This is a genomic window from Pseudomonas triclosanedens (assembly GCF_026686735.1).
Lineage (GTDB): Bacteria > Pseudomonadota > Gammaproteobacteria > Pseudomonadales > Pseudomonadaceae > Pseudomonas > Pseudomonas triclosanedens.
Map to the genome: position 1 here is coordinate 892,758 of NZ_CP113432.1, position 16,996 is coordinate 909,753.

The 16,996-nt window shown below is 62.4% G+C and carries 16 protein-coding genes; 2 read left to right on the forward strand and 14 right to left on the reverse strand.

The features are described from left to right. Positions 1-54: 54 nt before the first annotated feature. The 14 genes from OU419_RS04270 to OU419_RS04335 form a co-directional block, all read right to left on the reverse strand. Positions 55-1,563 carry a sigma-54 interaction domain-containing protein gene (locus OU419_RS04270; RefSeq protein ID WP_254471224.1) on the reverse strand — a complete coding sequence of 503 codons (1,509 nt, stop codon included), beginning with the start codon at positions 1,561-1,563 and terminating at the stop codon, positions 55-57. A 10-nt stretch (positions 1,564-1,573) separates the two neighbouring features. Beyond that, entirely contained in the window at positions 1,574-4,159 is a 2,586-nt protein-coding gene (gene tssH, locus OU419_RS04275; protein WP_254471223.1) for a type VI secretion system ATPase TssH, read from the reverse strand. Positions 4,160-4,173: 14 nt separating this feature from the next. Beyond that, positions 4,174-5,181 carry a type VI secretion system baseplate subunit TssG gene (gene tssG, locus OU419_RS04280; protein ID WP_254471222.1) on the reverse strand — a complete coding sequence of 336 codons (1,008 nt, stop codon included), beginning with the start codon at positions 5,179-5,181 and terminating at the stop codon, positions 4,174-4,176. Continuing rightward, on the reverse strand, positions 5,145-6,932 hold the full coding sequence (gene tssF, locus OU419_RS04285) for a type VI secretion system baseplate subunit TssF (protein WP_254471221.1): 1,788 nt from the start codon (positions 6,930-6,932) through the stop codon (positions 5,145-5,147). The genes tssG and tssF overlap by 37 nt, the downstream gene beginning before the upstream one ends. A gap of 36 nt (positions 6,933-6,968) precedes the next feature. After that, positions 6,969-7,331 carry a hypothetical protein gene (locus OU419_RS04290; RefSeq protein WP_254471220.1) on the reverse strand — a complete coding sequence of 121 codons (363 nt, stop codon included), beginning with the start codon at positions 7,329-7,331 and terminating at the stop codon, positions 6,969-6,971. Next, positions 7,328-7,534: a hypothetical protein gene (locus tag OU419_RS04295; RefSeq protein WP_254471219.1), complete on the reverse strand. Its 207-nt coding sequence runs from the start codon at positions 7,532-7,534 to the stop codon at positions 7,328-7,330. Before OU419_RS04295 ends, OU419_RS04290 begins: the two co-directional genes overlap by 4 nt. Positions 7,535-7,560: 26 nt before the next feature. Further along, positions 7,561-8,115, reverse strand: coding sequence for a hypothetical protein (locus OU419_RS04300; protein ID WP_254500504.1), 555 nt, complete (start codon positions 8,113-8,115; stop codon positions 7,561-7,563). A 32-nt stretch (positions 8,116-8,147) separates the two neighbouring features. After that, entirely contained in the window at positions 8,148-9,044 is an 897-nt protein-coding gene (locus tag OU419_RS04305; RefSeq protein WP_254471217.1) for a glycine zipper family protein, read from the reverse strand. Further along, entirely contained in the window at positions 9,041-9,562 is a 522-nt protein-coding gene (locus OU419_RS04310) for a PAAR domain-containing protein (RefSeq protein WP_254471216.1), read from the reverse strand. The genes OU419_RS04305 and OU419_RS04310 overlap by 4 nt, the downstream gene beginning before the upstream one ends. 11 nt (positions 9,563-9,573) lie before the next feature. Further along, positions 9,574-9,981, reverse strand: coding sequence for a type VI secretion system baseplate subunit TssE (gene tssE / locus OU419_RS04315; protein WP_254471215.1), 408 nt, complete (start codon positions 9,979-9,981; stop codon positions 9,574-9,576). A gap of 14 nt (positions 9,982-9,995) precedes the next feature. Further along, the gene (gene tssC, locus OU419_RS04320) at positions 9,996-11,471 is read right to left on the reverse strand and encodes a type VI secretion system contractile sheath large subunit (RefSeq protein ID WP_254471214.1); all 1,476 of its coding nucleotides are present in this window, start codon (positions 11,469-11,471) and stop codon (positions 9,996-9,998) included. Between the two features lie 27 nt (positions 11,472-11,498). After that, positions 11,499-11,999, reverse strand: coding sequence for a type VI secretion system contractile sheath small subunit (gene tssB, locus OU419_RS04325; protein ID WP_254471213.1), 501 nt, complete (start codon positions 11,997-11,999; stop codon positions 11,499-11,501). 33 nt (positions 12,000-12,032) lie between these two features. Further along, on the reverse strand, positions 12,033-13,589 hold the full coding sequence (gene tssA / locus OU419_RS04330) for a type VI secretion system protein TssA (protein WP_254471212.1): 1,557 nt from the start codon (positions 13,587-13,589) through the stop codon (positions 12,033-12,035). A 223-nt stretch (positions 13,590-13,812) separates the two neighbouring features. Continuing rightward, positions 13,813-14,208, reverse strand: coding sequence for a hypothetical protein (locus OU419_RS04335; protein WP_254471211.1), 396 nt, complete (start codon positions 14,206-14,208; stop codon positions 13,813-13,815). Between the two features lie 50 nt (positions 14,209-14,258). Here OU419_RS04335 and OU419_RS04340 point away from each other — a divergent pair, with 50 nt between their 5' ends. Together OU419_RS04340 and tssI are read left to right on the forward strand one after the other, a co-directional pair. Continuing rightward, positions 14,259-14,777 (forward strand): Hcp family type VI secretion system effector, encoded by a 519-nt coding sequence (locus OU419_RS04340; RefSeq protein ID WP_015475543.1) that lies wholly within the window; start codon positions 14,259-14,261, stop codon positions 14,775-14,777. Between the two features lie 135 nt (positions 14,778-14,912). Beyond that, positions 14,913-16,994, forward strand: coding sequence for a type VI secretion system Vgr family protein (tssI, locus tag OU419_RS04345; protein ID WP_254471210.1), 2,082 nt, complete (start codon positions 14,913-14,915; stop codon positions 16,992-16,994). The last annotated feature ends 2 nt before the right edge of the window (positions 16,995-16,996 follow it).

The window sequence follows — 16,996 nt, forward strand, 5'->3', positions numbered from 1 at the left end:
GGGGTTGGACCAAGGGAAGACAGGTGTTTGCGGATGGCTCATGGTGGTGTGACCTCATAGCTCGCTGGCGTGGATGTTGAGCCGTTCCATGCGGTACAGCAGGGTGCGTCGTGGCAGGCCCAGCTCGCGCGCGGCGAGAGTGCGGTTGCCGCCGTTCCTGCGCAGGCAGTCGAGCAGAAGCGCGCGCTCCACCTGTTCCAGTCGTTCGCGCAGGTTGGAGGTGGCTTCGGTGCTGGCCGGCAATTCGCGCAGGTTGAAGTGCGACGGCAGCAGTTCGCTGGTTTCGCAGAGCAGCACGGCGCGCTCTACCATGCCCTTGAGCTCGCGAACATTGCCGGGGAAGGCGTAGCCGGCGAGGCGGTCCAGCGCGGCGACGGACCAGTTGCAGGGATCGCGCTGGAGGAAGGCGCAGGCCTTGTCGGCGAAGTGCCGGGCCAGTTCGAGGATGTCTTCGCCGCGCTGGCGTAGCGGTGGCAGCTCGATGGGGAACTGCGCCAGCCGGTAGTAGAGGTCTTCGCGGAACTCGCCGGCGCTCACCATCGCCTGGAGGTCGCGGTGGGTAGCGGTGACGATGCGTACGTCGATGCGGTGGGTGTCGTTGCTGCCCAGTGGGCGCACCTCGCCTTCCTGCAGGACGCGCAGCAGCTTGGCCTGCAGCGATAGCGGCATGTCGCCGATCTCGTCGAGAAACAGCGTGCCGCCGTCGGCAGCATCGAACAGTCCTTGGCGGTCCCGGTCGGCGCCGGTGAAGGCACCCTTGCGGTAGCCGAACAGTTCGCTCTCCAACAGATGCTCGGGCAGCGCGGAACAGTTCTGCACCACGAAGCGTGCGCCGCGGCGCGGCCCGCTGTCATGGATGGCGCGGGCGACCAGCTCCTTGCCGGTTCCGGTTTCGCCGGTGACCAGCACGGTGTACGGGCTGTGCAGTACCTTGCCGATCAACTGGTAGGTGCGGCGCATGGCGGGGCTCTCGCCGATCATGCCGTAGCCGCTGGCGCATGGTGTCACCGGTGCGGGAGCGCTGTGCTGCTGCGGGCGGCGCAGCCGTTGCAGCAATTGCAGCTGTGCGTGCACGAAGGTGCCAAGCAGGCCGAGGGATTTGGCGAAGCCGATCAGTTCCCTGGGCGCATGACTGGCGCAGAGCAGCAGACCTTGCACTGCCTGGCGCTGGTCGAGCAGCGGCAGGCACAGCAGTGCGCGCCAGGGTCGGTGGCTGGCCGGCAGGAAGCTGGTGTCGTGCAGGCTGCCGTTCAGCTCGCTCAGGCTGAGCACGCGATTCTGGCAGAGGCTGTATTGCAGCAGTTGCTCGTCCTTGTAGTCGGCGGGTAGCGTTTCCGCTTCGCGTGGCTGCAACAGGCTTTCCAGGCATTCCGCGCTCAGGCCGAGGCTGGTGTGCCCCGCATCGAGCAGATAGAGCTGGGCCAGCTCACAGTCGGCCAGTCGCGCGGCTGCCTGGACGAAGCCGCCGAGCAGTGCGCCGCCGTCGGCGGCGCGTGCCAGATCGGTGTAGTGTTCGAGCAGCGCCTCCGCATAGTGCAGTGGCTGGGGGACACGCATGAACATGTCGGCCACCTCAGGCGAATTCGCAGGTTGGGCTGGCGTCGCCATCCAGGGTGGCGTGCACGTGGCGCAGGCTTTCTCCAGCGGCCATCGCCTGCAGCAGGCGATCTGCGATCTGCGGCAGCAGGTGAGCGTCCATCAGTTGGTCGATCAGACGTGCGCCGCTTTCGCTCTGGGTGCAACGTTCGGCCAGATGGTCTACCAGAGCGTCGCAATGGCTAAAGCCCAGTTGACGGCGCTGCAGGCGGTCGCCCAGGCGCGCCAGCTTTAGGCGGATCAGTTCGTGGAGTACATCACCGCCTATCGGGTAGTAGGGCACCACGCGCATGCGCGCCAGCAGCGCCGGTTTGAAATGGCGGCTCAGAGCCGGGCGGATGGCTGCTTCCAGGTCCTGCACGCTGGGCCGCCGGCCCTCTTCGCAAAGAGCGGAGATGCGCTCGCTGGCCAGGTTCGAGGTCATCAGGATCAGCGTGTTGCGAAAGTCGATTTCGCGGCCTTCGCCATCGTTGGCGATGCCCTTGTCGAAGATCTGGTAGAAGAGGTTGAGGACGTCGGGGTCGGCTTTCTCGACTTCGTCCAGCAGCACCACCGAATATGGCTTCTGGCGTACGGCTTCGGTCAGCATGCCGCCTTCGCCGTAGCCGACGTAGCCGGGCGGTGCGCCGATCAGGCGCGAGACGGTGTGCTTTTCCTGGAACTCGGACATGTTGATGGTGGTGAGGAAGCGCTCGCCGCCGTACAACAGGTCGGCCAGGGCCAGCGCCGTCTCGGTCTTGCCGACGCCGCTGGGCCCGACCAGCAGGAACACCCCCACCGGTGCATCCGGCTTGTTCAGACCGGCTGCAGTGGCGCGCATGGCGCGGTCCAGCGCCTGGACCGCCTGTTCCTGGCCGAGCACTCGCACGCGCAGGTCGGCGGCGAAGCTGGCGACCTTGGTGTTGTGTTCGCGGGCCAGTTGCGACAGCGGAACGCCGGTCCAGTGGCTGATCACTTCGGCAACCAGGCGTGGGCACACTTCGAAGCTGACCAGCCTTTCAAGCTCCTGCGCCTCGCGCAGCTCGGCGTGTACGGCATGCAGCCGCTCCTCCAGCGCCAAGGCATCTTCCTGCCGCTCGTCTTCGATACGCGCGGCGGCCAGTCGCTGGCGCAATTCCAGCAACTCGCTGGCGAGACCCCGCTGGCGTTGCCAGTGTTGTTCGAGCTCCGCCTGCTGTGCGGCTGCTTCTTCGAGTCGCGCCTCCAGGGTAGTGAGAGCATCTTCATCGATGGCCAGCCCCGCCTCGCGGTCGCGGCGCAGGGCCTGGCGCTGGCGTTCGCCTTCGGCCAGCTCGCCGCGCAGTCTTTCCAGGCTTTCCGGGGCGGCGGCGAGGCTGATGCGCACTCGGGCGCAGGCGGTGTCGAGTACATCGACGGCCTTGTCGGGAAGCTGCCGGCCAGCTAGGTAGCGGGCCGAGAGTTCAGCGGCGGCGACGACCGCATCATCGCGCAGATAGATACCGTGGCTACCTTCGTAGACACGCGCGAGGCCACGCAGGATGGTGACCGCCTCTGGCACTGTGGGTTCGTGCAGTTGCACTGGCTGGAAGCGCCGGGCAAGCGCCGGGTCTTTCTCGAAGTATTTTTTGTATTCGGTCCAGGTGGTGGCGGCGATGGTGCGCAGTTCGCCGCGAGCCAGTGCCGGCTTGAGCAGGTTGGCCGCATCCGAGCCGCCGGCCTGGCCACCCGCGCCGATCAGGGTGTGGGCTTCGTCGATGAACAGGATGATCGGCTTGGCAGACGCTTTCACTTCGTCGATCACGCCTTTGAGGCGTCGTTCGAACTCACCCTTTACGCTGGCGCCGGCCTGTAGCAGCCCCATGTCCAGCGACAGCAGCTCGATGCCCAGCAGCGCCTGCGGTACTTCACCGGCAGCGATGCGCGCGGCAAGTCCCTCGACCACGGCCGTCTTGCCCACGCCGGCTTCGCCAACCACGATCGGGTTGTTCTTCCTGCGCCGCGCGAGGATATCGATCATCTGGCGGATCGAGCTGTCGCGGCACAGCACTGGGTCGAGCTTGCCCTCGCGTGCCTGGCGGGTAAGGTTGTGGGTAAAGCGCTCCAGCATCGACTCACCCTTGTTCGCTGCGGGTCCCCTGGTGCCTTGCTCCGGCTGCTGGGCAAGGGCGAAGTCGCGCAGACGATCGGCGTTCAGGTGCGCCAGCAGTGGCTGGTAGTGGCTGCCTGCGTAGCGAAGCGGATTGCGTAGCAGGGCAAGAATCAGCGCGGCCTGGTCGATCTGGTTCTGGCGCAGTTCGAGGTTGGCGACCAGCAGGGCGTCCTGCAGCCACTGCATGAGTTCGGCGGCGAACACCGGATTGCGCGAAGCGCTGTTTTCGGCGCGCGGTTGCAGGGCGGCGGCGAGTTCGCCGGCATCCACGCCTGCATCCTGCAGGGCGCGTTGCAGAAGGCCCAAGGGGCGTTCGAGCAGGGCCAGCAGCAGGTCTTCCACCAGAATCTTGCTGCCGGAACGCGCAACGCAGCGTTCAGCGGCGCCTTCGAGGTCGCGGCGGGTTTCGGCGTCCAGCGCCTGGACGAGTTGTTGCAGGTCGAGGTTGATCATGAGCTCATCGTTCCTTAATGAATGCGGCTGCCGAGCGTGACGATGCCGTCGGCGCGCTCTCGTCCAAGCCAACTGGTCCAGCCCAGCCGGCATGGGTTCTCGGCGCCGATGCGCAGGTCGCGGATGGCGTCCTGGCGCAGCTCCAGGCGCAGGTCGTAGTCCAGGGGATCGCGAAGGGTGAAGCGGACGAGGGCGCAGAGCGGCTGGTAGCCATTGCCGATTGGCAGGAATTCGTGGAAGCGCTCCCAGTTCAGTTCGCGGATATGCACGCGGAACTTGCCGCTGCGGTCGCGCACCTGCTCGCCCAGCACCAGGTCTTCACCCAGGCGGCTGTTGGCGAGACCAAGGCGGTTGCGCTGTTCCTGGAGAACCTCCACCTGGCGTTCGATGCACTGTTCAATGAACAGGTCGGCGTGCTTGAAGTAGTAGCGCAGCACCGCCTCGATAAGCGCCGCCGAGTGAGCGCGAAGGCTGAGCAGGCCCAGGTAGGGGAGCAGGCGCTTCCAGTTCAGCTCCCCGGACTGGCGCAGCTCGGCACTGCCCAGTCCGACGAGGGCGAACAACCGATGGGAGAAGGCATCGATGGCGCCGCTCTTGAAGCGCGCGTGGTAGCGGTACTTCTGCCAGATCGGCAGGAGCAGCCGCTGCAGGCGATGGTGGAACAGATCGAGGAATTCCCGCGTGGGATTGCCTTCCTCGCTGTCTCCCAGGGCCTGCTCTCCGTAAAAGGCCGGCAGCGGCGAACCGGAGCCGAACAGGCCAATCAGATTGATGCTCAGGCGTGCGCGCAGGGTGCCGTTCTCCTCGAAGAACTGCACGCTCTGGATGTCACTGCCGGGAAAGCCGAGGCTCGGATTGGCCTGGAATTCGAGGCGATCATAGAGCGACTCGTCGTCCGGCAACTCATCGGCATCGCGCAGGCGCTCGATGATCAGTTGCACTGCCTGGAACAGCGAGTACTCGCGGATGTCCCGGCTGAGCCGGCTCAGAGCAGGGGTTGCTGTCCCATGCGCGGCGTCCATTGGTACACCTCTCCCTGTGTGCTTTTGACTCTCAGCTCGTGGTACGAGTTGAGGCTGGCGTAGAGCGCGAAGAATTCGTTGAGGACCGAGGCGAAGACGAACAGGTCGCCTTCGCAGATGTAGCCTTCGGGGTCGATGGTCAGTTCGGTGCGCAGGCCGCGTACCGGCAGGCCGCGATGCAGGCGGTCGACGTGCTGGTGGCTGATCGACTTCAAGCCGCCGAGCAGGCGCTGGCTCACTTTCTCTGCGTGCTGGTCGTAGTAGCGCGGCAGGTCATAGGTTTCCAGAATCACCTTGAGCGCCTCGACGTTGGCCAGCGACAGGTAGTTCAGCGACATGTTGCTGATCAGCTTCCAGAGGAAGTCGCGGTTGAGTGGTGGCGCGTAGCTGGGCGTGACCGGCGTGATGTTGCGGAAGCGCAGCGACTCCGGCGTCTGCTCGCTGGGCAGGCAGATGTCACCGAGCTTCAGGCGGCGCGGCAGGTTCTGGTTGGTACAGATCAGCTCGATGGACAGCGTTTCGTGCGACTCGTGATCGCGGGTGCCGAAGCTCAGGTAGGTGTCGAGCCCTTCGTGCAGCAGCGAGCTGCGCTGGCGCACGCTGTAGTGCGGGCGCGCACCGGGGACGTCGAAGCTGGCGTCGTGCTCGAACGATTCGAACAGCACGTAATCCTGGTGCCCGAGGCCGCCGGGGCTCCAGCCGGTGACGTTTTCGACGGAGAACACGCCGCAATGCTGGACGTCGTACTCGGCGGGCAGCAGCAGATATTCGTCCTGCTTGCCGTCGAGGCGGATCGGCAGTGCGTCATGGCTGAACAGGTTGGCGATCGGCGTGCAGTGCAGCTTGAGGTTGTCCAGCGTCGGGCGCAGCCGCTGGATGCCGCTGCGGTGAATATCGAAGCGGAGCTCCAGGCCGCACGTCTGCTGCAGCTGTTCTTCGGTGAGCTCGTTCAGGCGGTCCAGGCCGTGCAGGTCGACGAACATGAACTTGTCCTGGAAGGCGAAGTACTCCTGGAGGAGCCGATAGCCGCGGAAGGTATTGAGCGGGTAGGGGATCAGTGCTTGGTCTTCGGCAAAGCCCACCGGCTGCAGGCGTTCGCCCGGCAAGCGGATGCTCAGCGGTCGTCCGTCGGCACCGTTCAGCGGTTGCTGGCGGTCGTCGAGGGGTACCAGTTCGATGCTGTCGAGGTTGTTCAGCAGCCCAAGGTAGAGCATCTGGCTGATGTAGCGTTCGCCCGCCAGATGTAGGCGCAGGCGTTGCAGGTTCAGTTCACCCAGATGACCGGTGCAGCTCATCTTCAGGCGCAGGCTGAGAAGTGCACCTTCGCCCTTGACCGAGTAGTTCAGCCCGGAGGTCTGCAGCGGCAGCACTTCGGTGGGAAAGCAGGTGCGGAAGCTGCAGCGCACGTCATCGATCGGTTTACTCTCCACCGGCGTATCGCGTGGCACCAGCAGTGCCGGACCGGAGTTGGGCAACGGGTCGAATTGCAGGATGCTGAAGGCCGGCAACGGGCGCATGTAATTGGGCCACAGCAGGTGCATCAGCGAATGGGTCAGCTCCGGTAGCTCGTCGTCGAGCTTCTGCCGCAGGCGCCCGGTGAGGAACGCGAAGCCTTCTAGCAGGCGCTCGACATCCGGATCGCGCCCAGGCTGGGCGAGGAACGGCGCCAGCGCCGGGCTGCGCTCGGAGAAGCGGCGTCCCAGTTGGCGCAGGGCGGTGAGTTCGCTCTGGTAGTAGTGGTTGAATGACATGGGGCGATCCTTGACGCTAGGGCTTGCGTGGTTCTGTCAGGCGGTACGACGGCGGTCCTGCCATCGGCCGAGCCAGGTCGCCGTCATCATCGCGCCCAGGCTCAGTGCCAGGAGCACCCCGCAATAGAACGCGGCGCGCAATGGGTGATACGGCAGCAGCAACCAGGCCAGCGAGCCACACGCCAGCGCGGCAACGCCGATTTTCAAAGCCCGCCGGGAAGCGAATGCCATGCACAGGTTGGCGACCACGATGGGCAGGAGAGCAGGGCGAGTGATGGCTCCGGGAGCGTATCCACGGGAGTCGGTGGCACCCCGCAGTTGCTTGTAGAGAAACAGGCCAAGATCGTTGACCAGCAGGTGGCAGCCAAGGGCGATGAAGAGCAAGGTGGAACGCTTCATTTCTTCTGTTTCCATATCCCATAGAGGCTGACCGATGCCGCATCGACGGGGCCGGTCAGACGAGCATTGCCGGTGGGGGCGAAGATGGCATTGTTCACTTTGTAGGTCTGGGGGTAATCCTTGCCCATCGTGGTCAGTTCACGTGCAACCGGGCGGTGGTTTTCCTTCGCCCAAAGCGCCTCGCAGGACGCACCGTTGCCCATGCGACAGCGGGCCTCGTGAACAAAGTTCACAACAGAACCTCCCGCCATGCCGTAGGCGCGCTCTGGCGGTATTGCTCCTTTTCATTCGGAGACAGGCTTGACCAGTACGGATGCCAGATGTGGTCCCACCAATATTCGAGACTGCCTTGTTTGGGCAGAATGACTTCGATGGGCTCCAGGTGTGGAAAAGCCAGCCAGGGTGCAGGTGGACTATCGAACAGCTTGTCGATGGATTGCAGCAGCGGAACGGAGTTGGTCGTCAGCTCGACAAGCACTCCACCGAATTCTTCGCGATAGGACATCGCCAGCGCCTCTTGGAGTTCGCTCTGAACTATGGAGTCGTTGACCGGCTCCTGAGAGTGAAAGCGCGACTGAACCAGGGCTTTCAGCTTCGGTAGCTCTGCGTTCCTAAGCACCGCAATCATGTAGTATGCGTTCGCGCCTTGCGCCCCCAGATACGTTTTGGCGGGATAGCTCAGGAAGGACTCGCTCCCGTTAACGATGATCGGGTTGTCAGGGCATTCAGGGAACTTCGGGCTTTCCCTTTTGAGGTGGAGTTTGTCTAGGAGAAATCGAAACAAGGGCATCTCTATTTCACCGCTCGGCCGTGGCGTTAGTTTTCATAGATGTGGTCGGCGACCCAGTCGGCACCAAAGTATCCCGCTGCGCCGAAGACAATCCCTCCGACGAGCCCGGTCAATACGGCACCAGGGCCGGTTTCGATTCCTACGGCAGCGCCCACGGCGCCACCCATCTTTAATCCGGCCCAGGCCGCCCCCCAACCACCGGCCTGGCGTACCAACTCGGCGGTGATTGGTTTTGCGTTGCCTAACCGCACCGACTCTCGGGAGGCCTGGGTTATGTCGTAAGCGGTAAAAACGATGCCGACTACCTGGACCACGCGTGCAGTCCTGGCTACCGATTGGGTGAACTTGAGACTGTCCTTGTTGAAGATGGCACTGGCGGGAACCTTCTTCCCCTGAACCAGTACTTCTTTGTCAATGTCGCGAACATAACTTGCGATCTTGTCAACTCGTTTGGCGAGGTGCGGGTTCGTCGTTTTGTACTGCTCCAGTTCGACAAGAATTTCCTGGGTCGAGATCAGTCTCAGGCCTGCTTGCCGTGCCTTGCTGATGTCGATGAATATGCTTCGGCCGTCGAACCGGGGGGAGCCCTCTGGAAATATCGAACTGGTGGAAATGTACGGCGAGATATTCTTGCCGCCCCCCATGACATGCTCGGCTACCGAGTACGGTGCGACAGGGTCTTTCGGCAGCATTCCATAGCGCTCCGGATTGAGCTCCGAGAGCTGCTGGAGAGGAGACAGGTTCATGTCCCGCAAGTAAGGGCTCTTGTTCGAGGCATAGATTTTCCTGACCAGGAATCCGTCTTTGCCAACCTCCTCAACCACGACGAAAAAGAAAGCGCGCGCAGGCATCAAATAGCCGGGCACATTGCTTACCGAGTTGGGCGACTGGTTGGTCGGTGCTCTGCACTGGAACTCGCTCATGCACTACCCCACTTCTCGAGTGCCGCAACGCCTGTGGTGATTTCCAGTGGCTCTTCACGGTGAGTGAAGATGCGCGGTGTTCTGCCCTCGGCGTCGGAGAACCCTTGATGGGTCTTTCCCGATGGCTCAAGGATATGGAACGGTACATTGGCCAGTGGGCGCCCTTCTGCATCCATGATCCTGAACTGTTCATCGAATCCGCCAGGGATCGGCAGTGGAGGCAGAAAAGGCGCCGGCGAATGTGCCGTTCCAATCAACACCGTCCCCGACCCGCTCACCACCACATTCCCATGGCTACCTACGGTCCCGACCGTGGCCGCTGGCATGCCGTTGATCAGCACGGTGGGAATCACATTGCTCGCCATGGCGCCACCACAGGCAGACGGGTCGCCCTGGCGCGTGGCGGGCAGGCCGTCGAGCAGCACATCGGGCGAACCGGCAGCGATCGGGTTGGTGCCGTGGCCCGGCAATGGGCAGGCGGTTGGATCGCTGACGCGGGCGGCGGGTTTTCCGGACATAGTGTTTCTCCTTACTGGACCTTGACCTGTCCGCTGCCATCCAGGCTCGCGGAGAAGCTGACCTGGCGGCGGAGGCCTTCGACCTCCAGCAGGCCTTCGATGGCGAAGGCGAGTTTCAGCGGGTCGTGGTCGCGGGGCATGGAAATGACGCGTACGCCGGACAGCCGTGGTTCGTACGCTTCGATGAAGCGCTCGATGGCCTTGCGCGCCTGATTCAACGAGTCGTGCAGGCTGAGGCGCATGTCGTTGAGGTCGGGCAGCCCGTAGTCGGGCAGCGTCTGCACGCTGCCCGCACGGGTGCTGAGCATCTTGGCCAGATGGGCAGCCACCGAGGCCATGGCGGCCACCTCCGGGCTCCAGCCGGAACGCTCGGCGGCTTCACCGCCCAGGCGCTCGAACAGACTGCCGTATCCTTTCATCACTCAGCTCCTGCTCATTCCTTGTCGAGCTTGCCGACCAGCGACAGCGTGAAGTCCGCACCCATGTACTTGAAGTGCGGGCGCACGCTCAGGCTGACGCGGTACCAGCCCGGTTCGCCCTCGACGTCGCTGACCAGCACCTGTGCGGCGCGCAGCGGACGGCGGCTGCGGACTTCGGCGCTGGGGTTCTCCTGGTCGGCCACGTACTGGCGGATCCACTTGTTGAGTTCCAGTTCGAGGTCGGTACGTTCTTTCCACGCGCCGATCTGCTCGCGCTGGAGGACCTTCAGGTAGTGGGCCAGGCGGTTGACGATGAACAGGTAGGGCAGTTGGGTGCCGAGCTTGTAGTTCAGCTCTGCGGTCTTACCTTCTTCGCTGATGCCGAAGAACTTGGGCTTCTGCACCGAATTGGCGGAGAAGAACGCAGCGTTGTCGCTACCCTTGCGCATGGTCAGGGAGATGAAGCCTTCCTCGGCCAGCTCGTATTCGCGGCGATCGGAAACCAGTACCTCGGTCGGGATCTTGGTCTCGATCTCGCCCATGCTCTCGAAGTGGTGCAGCGGCAGGTCTTCCACCGCGCCGCCGCTCTGCGGGCCGATGATGTTCGGGCACCAGCGGAACTTGGCGAAGGAGTCGGTGAGCTTGCTGGCGAAGGTGAACGCGGTGTTGCCCCACAGGTAGTGTTCGTGGTCGTTGGCGACGTTCTCCTTGTAGACGAAGGTTTTCACCGGGTTGTCTTCCGGGTCGTACGGGTTGCGCAGCAGGAAGCGCGGCACGGTCAGGCCGACATAGCGGGAATCTTCCTGCTCGCGGAAGCTCTGCCACTTGGCGAACTGTGGACCTTCGAAGTGGTCCCTCAGGTCCTTGAGGTCCGGCAGGCCGGTGAAGCTTTCCAGGCCAAAGAATTTCGGGCCGGCGGCGGAGATGAATGGCGCGTGGGACATGCTCGATACGCTGGCGACGTACTGCATGGTCTTCACGTCAGGCGCGCTCGGCGAGAAGTAGTAGTTGGCGACGATGGCGCCTACCGGCTGGCCGCCGAACTGGCCGTATTCCGCTGTGTAGATGTGCTTGTAGAGGCCGGACTGGACCACTTCCGGAGAGTCCTCGAAATCGTCCAGCAGGTCCTGCTTGGAGACGTTGAGGATCTCGACCTTGATGTTCTCGCGGAAGTTGGTGCGGTCGATCAGCAGCTTCAGGCCGCGCCAGGACGATTCCAGCGCCTGGAACTCCGCGTGGTGGAGGATTTCGTCCATCTGGCGGCTGAGCTTGGCATCGATCTCGGCGATCATGCGGTCGACCAGGGCCTTCTTTACCTGTTCACCCTGGTTCTGCGGCTTCAACAGTTCCTCGATGAAGGCGGAAACTCCACGCTTGGCGATGCTGTAGGCCTCGTCGTCGGGGGTCAGGCTGGTCTCGGCGATGATGCGGTCGAGAATGCCGAACTCGACGCCAGCCCCGGTGTTTTCCTGTACTGCACTCGTGCTCATGTGTTGGCTTCCTTCTCAGTTCCTGGCTCAGGCGTCCTGCTTGGCCGCGAGGCCCAGCTCACCCAGTACGCGGTCACGCGATTCGTCGTCGGCGAGCACGCTTTCGATGGCCTTGCGGAAGGCCGGTGCGTTGCCCAGCGGGCCTTTGAGGGCGACCAGGGCATCACGCAGCTCCATCAGCTTCTTCAGCTCCGGCACCTGCTCGACCAGGCTCGCCGGATTGAAGTCCTTCATCGAGTTGACCTTCAGGGAAACGGCCAGATCCTCGTCGATGGCTTCCTCCTGAAGACGGTTCGGTACGTTGAGGGTCAGGCCCAGCTCCTGTTTGGCCAGCACTTCGTCGAAGTTGTTCTTGTCGATTCCGATCGGTTTGCGGTCTTCGACCTTGCGGCCGTCGGCGCGTTGGGTGAAGTCACCCAGAACCAGTAGCTTCAGGGGCAGTTCGATCTCTTCCTGGGCATTGCCGGTCGCGGGTTTGAAGGTGATGTTGATGCGTTCCTTGGGGGCTACCGAGCCTTCTTTGGCCATGGCATTTCTCCTTTGCATTTACGGCCCGAAGGCCTAATCGAGCACCACTTCGAGATCGAGGTGGCACAGCCTGCGATAGACCTCATCCTTGCGCTCGCGCACGCTGTGGTTCTGCGGCAGCAGCTCGCAGCAGGTGTGCAGCAGGTGCAGTACCTGCAAGGCGAGATCCGGTTCCCAGAGGTGCAGGGACGATGCCTGCAGTTCCTGGTCGAGAGATTCCAGTTGGGTCCTGGCCAGTTCGTACTTCTTCGCCTGCAGGCAAAGACGGGCCATGCTCAGTTGCCAGAAGAACCGCTGGCGTCCGCCCTGGGCGCTTTGCAGTCCCTGCTTGAGCAGTTGCACGGCGCTCTTCAGGCCCTCCTTGCGCAGGATCGGCGCAGCTTCCTGCAGCGTCTGCTCCCAGATGGACGCTTCGGTGCTGGGCGGCGCCTCGCGCACGCTGGCCTGGGCTTGTATGTGTGGCAGTACGTGGCTGCTGATCCAGCCGCGGGTGGCGGGCTCGGCGAATGGTGCGCCGTCAAAGAAGCGCAGGTCGACCACGCCGGGAAGCCGTTGCAGGAACAGCGCAAACTGGATTTCCACCTCGCGCATGGCCTGCTCGGCATCCAGGGCCTGCAGGCATTCCCAGGCCAGGCGCTGGCCGTCGAACCAGAACGGTGCGCGGGCCAGGCTGGCCTCCAGGTCGACCAGCAGGTCTGCATACTGGCCGTTTTCGAAGCGCTCCCGATAGTTGCTGAGTTTGTCGGCGGGCAGGTTGCGCAGGCTGGTGATCTGTTCGGAGTTGCGGTCGGGGAGTGTGTCGATGGGGAGCCAGAGCAGCGTACGGTTCAGGCGCAGGGCGCGCTGGTCGGTGGCCTTCTGGCGCAGCCACCAGGCACAAAGGGGGCGGGCGCCGTCCTGTTGGGCACGGAGTGCCTTGTGGGCGTCCTTCTCGTTCTCGATGATGGCGGCCGGATTGATCAGGTTGGTCGCTGCCTGCCTGACCGATGCCACCACGGCGCTGACCGAGCCCGGCTTGGGCTGGTCCTGGGCGGCGCGCTGAATCATCTCGTCGAGGCGCCGGCACATCGGCAGCAGCAGCGGCGCATCGCTGCCAAGGCATGCGTTCAGGCGCTCATCGAGACTGCGCAGGGTTTCCGCCAACTGGCGGAACAGCGTCAATTGGTCCTTGATTGCCAGGCTCTCGGTGAACAGCGGCTCCAGCCTGGGTACCAGCCAGCCGACGGCGGCGGCCCGGGTGCGGTCCTTGCGGGGATGCAGGTCATCCCAGTGGTGTTCGCAGAGCTGCAGCATCATCGCCAGCCCTGCCTGCAGACCGGCGAACGACTCCCGCTGCTGTAGCGCCCAGGCCAACCAGGCCGCTACACGGAGGTCCTTGGACTGGGTGCGCAGAATTTCTTCGCCGAGCTCCAGAATCTTCTGCCAGTCGACCAGGCCATTGCCGTGCAGGGACGACGCCTTGCCCAGTTCCTCTTCGAGACTTTCGTATTCGGAAGAATAGCGTACATCCTCGCCTGCGTAATTACCCGTGGAGATGGGCTGGCAGGCCAGATCGAGATAATGCGATGCAAGCTTTCTGGAGTTGTTCATTCCTGCGATCATCCCTGATGCGGCGGGGATTGGATATAAGAAGAGTCTGGTTTTCTATGCAGAAAATTAACTCGAAATGAAGTTTTCCGAATTCGAGATAAATGAATGGAACGGCGCGCATAGTGCAATTTTTTGCATAGAGGGGCGTGTAGGAAATTTGCTATTCAGCTTGTGGTCCAGGCTTGTTTCTCAAGTTGAGTGTGAGCCTTTCGGCAAAATGCAGCTATTTTTCGGATGGCTCTAAAACGGCTGTTTTGGCTTTTTCTGTGGATTTGTTGTGATGTATTTCTCGAACTATCGTTCCAGAAATAATTGTGTCGGTACCATTTTCTATAAGGCGGATTTCTTGGTTCTGTTCATCTTGATCGAGTTTTCCTTGTGTGGTGCTGTGCAACTTTTTGCCATGTGGAAAATTGGATTTTGATACGCTGCTGCTAGCGGATTGGCGGTCCTCTGTGGGGCTGGCAAAAAGTTGCGCAGTTATTGGCAAGTTGTTGCTGGGATTTACAGTGGTTTCAGTTTTCCGAGGCTGAATATTTGTTTTTAATCGTCTGGAGCGCCCGTGTTTCGGAACTTTCATAGTTTCTGGCATACAACTTGTTTGAGGTGTCTCACCCACGGCGACATCTGGCCGGGGCCATTCACTTCATCACGGCAAGGAGAGCTTTCATGCCAACACCCGCATACCTGTCCCTCGAAGGCACCAAGCAAGGTCTGATCACTGCTGGCACTTTCACCGAGGACTCGGTCGGCAACATCTTCCAGGAAGGCCATGAGGATCAGGTTCTGGTCCAGGCTTTCAACCACCAGGTAATCATTCCGCGTGATCCGCAGTCCGGTCAGCCGACCGGCCAGCGCGTACACAAGCCGCTGATGATCACCAAGGTGTTCGACAAATCCTCGCCGCTGATCTTCAACGCGCTGACCTCCGGTGAGCGTCTGAACAAATGTCGCCTGGAGTGGTACCGCACTTCCTCTACCGGCACCCAGGAGCATTACTTCACCATCGAACTGGAAGATGCGGTGATCGTCGACGTCCAGTCGCGCATGCCGAACTGCCAGGACCCGAACATGGCGCACTTCACTCACCTGGAAGACGTCTACTTCACCTACCGCAAGATCGTCTGGACTCATGAAGTCTCCGGCACTTCCGGCTCCGACGACTGGCGTACCCCGATCTCTGCCTGATCCGGCATCGATCGTCGCCAAGCACATCGGCCAGGCGCTTCCTGGCCGATGTCTGTTTTTGCTGATTCGAACTCCTGCATGGACCGACCAGGGCGTCAGGAACTGCGAATCGGCTACCCGAACAGAGGACAACGGATGTTCGCCCCGGCCAACCAGATCCAATTCAGCTTGCACCTTGACGGTATCAGCAGCGATTTTCAGGTGCTTGGGTTCCACGGGCGCGAGGCGCTCGACCAGCCCTTTCATTTCGATCTGGAACTGGTCAGCGAACATTCATCCCTGGATCTGGAGCGTGTCCTTCACCAGCCTGCCTACCTGGCTATCGGGCAGACGGGGGCGGGAATACACGGGCAGATCTACTGGGTTGCCCAGGGCGATTCCGGCAAGCGCCTGACGCGCTATCGAGTCAGCCTGCGGCCGCGTCTTTCCTACCTCGCGCATCGGCACAACCAGCGAATCTTCCAACATCTGACCGTGCCGCAGATCATCGCCAAGGTGCTTGAGGAGCACGGGATCCTGGCCGATGCCTACCGCTTCCAGCTCGGCCCTGCGGTCTATCCCCAGCGCGAGTATTGCACCCAGTACGACGAGTCCGATCTGCACTTCGTTCAGCGTCTGTGTGAGGAAGAGGGTATTCACTATCACTTCCAGCACAGCAGCGACGGACACACCCTCGTTTTCGGCGATGACCAGACCGCCTTCCCGAAGCTGGCACCAACGGCATACCAGCAGGATTCCGGAATGGTGGCCGATGTGCCGGTGGTGAAGCGCTTCGGCCAGCGTCTGGAAACGCGCACCAGCCGTGTCAGCCGGCGTGACTACGATTTCGAGAAGCCGAGGGTCAGCCTCGATAGCGCCGCCAACAGCGGCTTCCAGCCGAACCTTGAGGATTACGACTATCCAGGCCGGTACACTGACCGCGAGCGCGGCAAGCTGCTTTCGCAGCGAGCGCTGGAGCGCCACCGCAGCGACTATCAGGTTGCCGAAGGTCGCAGCGACGAGCCCGCCTTGCGCTGCGGCCATTTCCTATCCTTGACCCGGCATCCGCGCAGCGAGTGGAACGATCTGTGGCTGCTCACCGAGATAGTGCACGAGGGCAAGCAGCCCCAGGTTCTGGAGGAGTCCATTACCAGCGATACCCACGATGGCAAGGGTGAATTCCACCAGGGCTATCGCAACAGCTTCAGTGCGACGCCGTGGAGCACCCTGCACCGCCCAGCGCTGCGGCATCCGAAATCACGGATTCTCGGCAGCCAGAGCGCAGTGGTCACCGGCCCTGCCGGCGAGGAAATCCACTGCGACAGGTACGGGCGGGTGAAGGTCCAGTTTTTCTGGGACCGTGAAGGCAAGGCCGATGACAAGACCAGTTGCTGGTTACGGGTTGCTTCCGGCTGGGCTGGAAATCGGTTCGGCGCCATATCCATTCCGCGTGTCGGGATGGAAGTGCTGGTGGATTTTCTCGAGGGCGACCCTGACCAGCCTCTGGTCAGCGGCTGTCTCTATCACGCCGAGAACGTGGTGCCCTATGCGCTGCCTGGGAACAAGACCCGCAGCGTATTCAAGAGCAATAGCTATCCCGGTGGCGGCGGTTACAACGAGCTGCGTATCGAGGACCGCAAGGGCCAGGAACAGATATTCATCCATGCCCAGCGCGACTGGGATGAGAACGTCGAGAACGACCAGCGCATCCGTATCGGCCATGAACGCCACGACACGGTCGAAGCCAACGCCTATAGCGAATTCAAGGCTGAAGAGCACCACACCACTCACGCCGACCGCAAGACCGAACTACGCGCGGACGATCACCTGACCGTCGCCAACAACCAGCATGTGAAGATCGGCACTGGTCAGTTCGTCGAGGCCGGTCAGGAAATTCACCTGTCCGGCGGCGTGAAGGTCGTGATGGAGGCCGGTAGCGAGCTGACCCTCAAGGCCGGTGGCAGTTTCGTCAAACTGGACGGCGGGGGAGTGACCCTCAGCGGGGCGACGGTGAAGATCAACAGCGGAGGTAGCCCCGGTGTAGGCACACCTGCAGCGCCATTGTTGCCCGGGCCATTGCAGGCCGCCGATGAAGGCGTACCCAATCCCGTCCTGCAACACCGCCTCAAGTCTGAAGTGCCGATTGTCGAGCTGTGCCAGAAGCCCAAGGGCGGTACTCCGCTGCAGTGTCCTCTCAGTGACTGCCCGTGCCGCAAGGCCATGATGGCGGAGCGCTGAAC